This is a genomic window from Corynebacterium sp. HMSC075F02 (genome assembly GCF_001838335.1).
In the GTDB taxonomy this organism is placed as follows: domain Bacteria; phylum Actinomycetota; class Actinomycetes; order Mycobacteriales; family Mycobacteriaceae; genus Corynebacterium; species Corynebacterium jeikeium_D.
Map to the genome: position 1 here is coordinate 1 of NZ_KV836315.1, position 6,194 is coordinate 6,194.

The window sequence follows — 6,194 nt, forward strand, 5'->3', positions numbered from 1 at the left end:
GAAAGTCAGACACACTTTTTGCTACTTAACCCCAAGTTGGCGCCTACGCTTGTTATGCAACAAAAAGACCGGGAGGGTATTTCTACCTTCCCGGTCTGTATTGTGCGCCATCAGGGACTCGAACCCCGAACTCGCTGATTAAGAGTCAGCTGCTCTGCCAGTTGAGCTAATGGCGCTTACTGTTTCCTGCTTGGTGCTCTCTGTGTGAGCTCCTCGCCGGCAACGAGAAGATATATAACCAGGTTTCTGATTGTTTGTAAAATCGGCTGGTCAGATGCTGTTTTTGAATTGATGTTTTTGCATGTTTTTTGAAAGGTTTTGCGCAACCGTTTGAAAAAAGTTCAAAAAAAGTTTGGAAATCCTCAAAGTGGGGTAGGGCCTGTATCAATGCCATCGACGTTGGGAGTGTGCATAGATGTCGGAGTTACGTTCGACAGTGTTCAGTAACGTCCGGAAGCGTCCGGTGGCACTTTTGAATAGCGAACTGATTACTTTTCGGTAACGCAGCTTCAAGGGGGCGCTGTTTTCCCAGGTCGGTTGAAGTGCCCCGGTTTTTTGGGGTTGCACAGCAATTTTCCAGAGGGTTAACTGTAGGAACCGTTGGGCTACTTTGCGTGCTGCGCCCTGTGAGGGGTTGATGACTGCGATTGGGCAGTCAATAAGGCTTTTCAGTTAGGGCGAGCGTTTTATCGGTGGCTAGTGCCGCTGCAGGGCAGTCTGACCTTTTTCGAGGGCGCACCAGGGGCTGTAGCAGGACTCCGCTGTGTGTCGCAGTGTGTCCCCGGGACTTACTACTTAATAATTGCACTGTTGGAGTGAAGCACGATCATGCGGCAATCTTTTAAGCGCCTGTCGATGGCGGTGGTGACATTTGCGACCACCATCTCGCTAGCTGCTTGTACCGTCGGCGGAGATAATGCCGAGCAGCAAGAGGCGGAGAAGCCAGACGTTGGTCTTGTCGCCAGTGTGAAGGACGACGCCACCGATGTTTCGGTGGTTGACCCGATTTCGGTTCAGGTGGAAGAGGGACATCGCCTGGACAAGGTTGTTATGACCAACCCTGAGGGCAAAGAGGTCAAGGGCAAGCTCGACTCCAGTGGTACCAAGTGGACCACTGCAGAACCCCTGGGCTACTCAAAGACCTATGAGATTAACGCCACCTCGGGCACAGAAAAGCTGGCTACTTCTTTCACCACCGTCGAGCCGACTTCTCAGGTAAATGGTTACCTGTCCCCGCTGGATGGTTCCACCGTGGGTGTCGGTCAGACTATTGCTGTGAAATTCAGCGCGAGTATTTCGGACCGCAAGGCTGCTGAGGAAGCAATTAAGGTGACCACCGAGCCTAAGGTGGAAGGCGCTTTCTACTGGCTGAATAACAGTGAGGTGCGCTGGCGTCCAAAGGAGTACTGGAAGCCGGGGACCAAGGTTACCGTGAAGTCCGATATTTACGGCACGGATCTTGGTGACGATATGTACGGTGCGGAGTCCGCCGAAACCAGCTTCACTATCGGTGATGAAGTCATTGCTATCGCTGATGACGCGACGAAGACCATGGTCATTAAGAGGAACGGTGAAGTCGTAAACTCCATGCCTATCTCTATGGGGTCGAATGTTCACCCGACTCCGAATGGCCAGTACATCATCGGTGATCGCAACGAGACCATGGTGATGGACTCTCGTACCTACGGCCTGTCTCTGGAAAACGGTGGCTACGTCACGCCGGTTAACTATGCAACGCAGATGTCTTACTCCGGTATCTACGTCCACGGTGCACCGTGGTCAACGTGGGCACAGGGCAGCGTCAACCAGTCTCACGGCTGCATCAACGTCACTGACGCCAACGCTAAGTGGTTCCTGGACAACACTAAGCGCGGTGACATCGTGATTGTGAAGAATACGATTGGTGAGACGCTCTCCGGTGTTGATGGACTCGGTGACTGGAACATCCCGTGGGAGACCTGGAAGAAGGGCAACGCCGACGAGACCAGCTCTTGGTAGTCCATGTCCTCTAAGTGAGGCCATCATTTAAGCCACGCGGGTTAGTCCGTTTCCTAATCACCCAACATTCCCAGCTCCTGCGCCCGAGCAACAGCCGCGGTGCGGGAGCTGACGTCTAGCTTGGTGAAAATATGTACCAGATGCGATTTCACAGTCGCTTCGGTGAGCACCAGCTGTTCTGCAGTTTTTCTATTCGACATACCCCGCGCGACCAACTCGAGCACTTCGAGTTCGCGCGGGGTTAGTGCTGTATTGGGGTTGCGCATCCGACCCATCAAGCGCCCGGCCACTTGTGTGTTCAGCACGGTCTCGCCGCGAACGGCACGACGGATACCATCGATGAGCTCCTCCGGAGCGGCATCCTTCAGCAGATAACCAACTGCGCCTGCGGTGACAGCGCCGAGCACATCGGAGTCCGAAGAATAATTGGTCACCACCAACACTTCTGGAGCCTTTGCGCCGCGCCCGGCCAGTGCGCGGATGGCTGCGGTGGCATCAACTCCGCCTGCGCGGGTAGCAGTGCCAGGGGCCTCACCAAAGCGAAGGTCCATGAGTACCAGATCGATGTGGTCGCAAGAGTCGTCGTCAAGCGATGCGCGCACCTTCTCGACCGCCTCGTCACCGCTGGCCGCCTCGCCAACCACGACGATATCCGGCGCCGATTCAACGACTGCGCGAAGACCAGCGCGGACGATGGGGTGATCGTCGGCGATGAGGACTCCGATGGGCTTGGTCACCTGGCTAACTCCTCGGGTGATGTGAATGGTCGTTTCCTACCTGCATACCAGGCGCGGGACTTTAAGAGGCGAGCTCGTGCGGGATGCTGACGCTGACACCGCAGCCACGCCCCGGTTCCGACTCGATGGTGAAGGTGCCGCCGAGCTTCTCCACGCGTCGGCGCGCGTTGGCGATCCCCACGCTGTCGTCGTTAGTTGGTGCGGTGGGGTCGAAGCCGATGCCGTTGTCGACGCAGTCGAGCAGAATCTCGTCGGGCTGGTAGGTCAGGGTGACACGGCAACGCGTGGCGTGTGCATGCTTGACGACGTTCGCCAAGCTCGCCTGGGCCACCCTGATGATGGTTGCTTCGACGGTGGCCGGCAGCCGCGTGGGTGTGCCGTCGACGCAGAAGCTGACAGCATCGCCCAGCACCGTGGAGGAGCAGACTTTCTCCAACGCGCCGGATAGGTCTGCGCCTTCGAGGGGAGCCGGCTGAAGTGCTGCGATGATGCGCCGGGTCTCGGCGAGATTGTCGGCCGCAACCTTGCGGGCGAGCTGTAGCGAATCCACCGAGGTCTGGTCATGCTGAGTGGGAGCACTTTTCATGCGGGACTCCACCGAATGCAGCAGCAGCTGGATGGAGGAAAGCCCCTGCGCCACGGTGTCATGAATATCGGCTGCGAGGCGTGCGCGTTCGTCCAGCTCACCGGCACGACGGGACAGTGCTTCCGAGTGGGCGCGGGCAGCTGAGAGCTCCTCCAGCGCCTTGGTCTTTTCGATAGTCTCCTTCTGCAGGAGCCGGAACCCCAGCCCCACCGTGAGTACAAACGTCCCACCCAGAATGGGGCCGAGGACACCACCAAATGTCAGCGGAGTGTGGACGGCGATAGCACCGATTGCCGTCGCCGTCGTTGCCACCACCATAACCACGGCCATTAGGCCACCGGTGACCTGCAGAATTACGAAAAACAGCGGGAAGACCAGGAAAGAGGCATCCAGCGTCGCAAACGACATTGCCGCCCAGCACAGCAGCAGAATCACAAGCCAGCCCAACAGCAGGCCACGCGGCTTAGTCAGCGCGACCTCGTTGGCTACGTTGCCATGCCGAGCCCGACCAATCGGCCCGACCGAACCTGCGATGTACACCGCTAGAAAACACGCCGCATAGGTGATGATTCGCCACTGCGGATCCGGAACCACGCATACCGCCAGCAGCACCAGCACCAAAACATCCAGGGCAAACCGCAGTAATTGCCAGCTGCGGTTCAGGGTCTCAGGAGTATCCACGCTCTCGAGCTTAGGGCAGTTCCGCCTGCCAAAACACCGCTGACGAGCCGGAATTGTCAACATCAACCGAAAGTTGGAGACGAAGTTCAACCTCCATGGCGATTAAATCCGCCTTTGAATCCACGACCATAATGAGTATGTACCAGTCAATGAAAGAACTTCGAGCCGCTCCAGGCCGTGCCGCACTGATCACCATCACCGTCGGGATGATTGCTGTGATGGTCACGTTCCTCTCGGCTTTGGCCGCCGGCCTGTCCGCCCAGTCCGTCTCCGCACTGGACGAGGTCTACGACAAAAACGACGCCGTCGTCATCTCGGAGGGGGCCACGTCGCTGTCGTCGTCAAGTATCGGCGAGACGGCGCGAAAGAGCGTCCAGACGTGGGCGAACGATAACAACGCCACCATCCGCGATGTCTACGTCAGTCGTGCGCGCGTCGATGAAACGCCCGTCACCGTCATCTCCGACTTTTCGCTTAACGACGACCAGGTGGCCGTCACCGACGGCGTCAGTGAAACCGCCATTGCGGAAGGTGACTCGCTGACCCTGTCTGGCGCGATGGGCGAGCACGAGACCACCGTTGCGCGCGTGGCGGGGGATAAGTGGCTGGATCACCAAGCGGTCATTTATGCCGGGCGCGGCGTGATGGAAGACCTGACGCCGGGGCAGATGGTGCCAGCGGCGATGGTTGTCGACGAGTCCGCGGCGCAGCTGCCGAATGTCCCGGAAGGAACCATTCTGCGCGACGGCGAGCGCAATAACCTGTCGGCTTCCTACCAGGGTGAGCAGACTTCGCTGAACGCGATGACCTCGATGCTGTATGTGATTTCTGCGCTGGTGGTAGGCGCGTTCTTCACCGTGTGGACTGTTCAACGACTGCGTGGTGTGGCCATTTCCTCGGCGCTCGGTGCGTCCCGCTCCGTGCTGGTGGCTGACTCTCTGGCGCAGGTCCTGGCCGTGCTGGCAATCGGAGTCGGCGGCGGTGTTGCGGTGACTGCAGCGGCGGGCTGGGCTCTGCAGAGCGGCGACGTCATGCCAATTGTGGTAGATGCTTCCACGACCGTCGTACCGGGGCTCATTCTGGCCGTGACCGGCGTAGTTGGTGCGCTGCTGGCACTGGTGCCGGTATTCCGCGTCGATCCGACCACCGCATTGGCGAATGCGTAGTGGCTCGTTAGTACGGCCTAGCACGGCGGCTTCCCACAGAACACTCACATCGCGTTAATCATGCACAACCTGCAACTGAGGAATTGAGGAATTGAGGACAAAATGACTACCTACATCGACAACCAGGCTCCCGTGGTACTCGCTCTAAAGAACATCTCGCTGACCGTCCAAGATGGCGACAACAAACGCACCATTTTGGATGACATCTCGCTGAAGATCCGGGCAGGCGAGGTAGTGGGACTGGTCGGACCATCGGGTTCCGGCAAGTCGACTCTGTTGACCATCGCAGGTTGTTTGAAGAGTGCCGATACCGGACATGTCACGCTGTACTCCAACAAACAGGACGCGAACGGTGCAGGCGCGGACGAGAGTGCGGAAAGGAAGGCCATTGATTTGAGCGCTCGCGGCGCGGATGCTGCCAAGATTCGTCGCGAACACATCGGTATTGTTTTCCAGCAGCCGAATCTTCTGCCAGCGCTGACGGTTAAGCAGCAGCTCATCGCAATGCGGCGACTGGGCCGTGTTTTCGGGTGGCCCGCGGGTGGCCGTCGTGAAGCGGAGAAGCGCGCGGATGAGCTGCTAGAGGCAGTCGGACTGGCTGGGCTGGGAGAACGTCGCGTGAGCCAGCTTTCCGGTGGTCAGCAGGCGCGCGTCAATGTTGCGCGCGCACTGATGAATGAGCCGGAAGTGCTGCTAGTCGACGAACCGACCGCGGCTTTGGATCAGAAGAGTGCAGGGGCGGTGACGCGACTGATTATGGATGTGACGCGGAAGATGGGTGTGGCCACCCTGTACATCACCCACGACCTGGGGCAGCTCCACGGTGCCGACCGAATCGTGGAGATGGTTGACGGCAAGCTGCAGTCCGCGGATGCAGGCTTGGTGGCTACTCGGTAGTGACTATGGGGGAGGAGGCGGCACCGAAAAGGCTGGGTCAGATAACCACGCCGCCGGAAAGGCTCACATTTTTGGCCTTTAACCCCAGAAATTACGGGCTGCAAATGTGAAACTGTGTGAGTTTATGAC

At 58.4% G+C, this 6,194-nt stretch carries 5 protein-coding genes and 1 tRNA gene; 3 read left to right on the plus strand and 3 right to left on the minus strand.

Annotated elements, in window-relative coordinates; genetic code table 11:
- Positions 1-103: 103 nt before the first annotated feature.
- Positions 104-176, minus strand: a tRNA-Lys gene (locus HMPREF2920_RS09175).
- A gap of 652 nt (positions 177-828) precedes the next feature.
- Here HMPREF2920_RS09175 and HMPREF2920_RS09180 point away from each other — a divergent pair.
- Positions 829-1,998 carry a L,D-transpeptidase gene (locus HMPREF2920_RS09180; RefSeq protein WP_049172917.1) on the plus strand — a complete coding sequence of 390 codons (1,170 nt, stop codon included), beginning with the start codon at positions 829-831 and terminating at the stop codon, positions 1,996-1,998.
- A gap of 53 nt (positions 1,999-2,051) precedes the next feature.
- On the opposite strand, the gene HMPREF2920_RS09185 is transcribed toward HMPREF2920_RS09180, so the two are convergent.
- Positions 2,052-2,735: a response regulator gene (locus tag HMPREF2920_RS09185; RefSeq protein ID WP_083308207.1), complete on the minus strand. Its 684-nt coding sequence runs from the start codon at positions 2,733-2,735 to the stop codon at positions 2,052-2,054.
- Positions 2,736-2,796: 61 nt separating this feature from the next.
- Positions 2,797-4,002 carry a sensor histidine kinase gene (locus tag HMPREF2920_RS09190; RefSeq protein ID WP_065421673.1) on the minus strand — a complete coding sequence of 402 codons (1,206 nt, stop codon included), beginning with the start codon at positions 4,000-4,002 and terminating at the stop codon, positions 2,797-2,799.
- A gap of 149 nt (positions 4,003-4,151) precedes the next feature.
- Here HMPREF2920_RS09190 and HMPREF2920_RS09195 point away from each other — a divergent pair, with 149 nt between their 5' ends.
- Together HMPREF2920_RS09195 and HMPREF2920_RS09200 are read left to right on the plus strand one after the other, a co-directional pair.
- Positions 4,152-5,168 (plus strand): FtsX-like permease family protein, encoded by a 1,017-nt coding sequence (locus HMPREF2920_RS09195; protein WP_239272274.1) that lies wholly within the window; start codon positions 4,152-4,154, stop codon positions 5,166-5,168.
- A gap of 102 nt (positions 5,169-5,270) precedes the next feature.
- On the plus strand, positions 5,271-6,065 hold the full coding sequence (locus tag HMPREF2920_RS09200; RefSeq protein ID WP_070600946.1) for an ABC transporter ATP-binding protein: 795 nt from the start codon (positions 5,271-5,273) through the stop codon (positions 6,063-6,065).
- Positions 6,066-6,194: the final 129 nt, after the last annotated feature.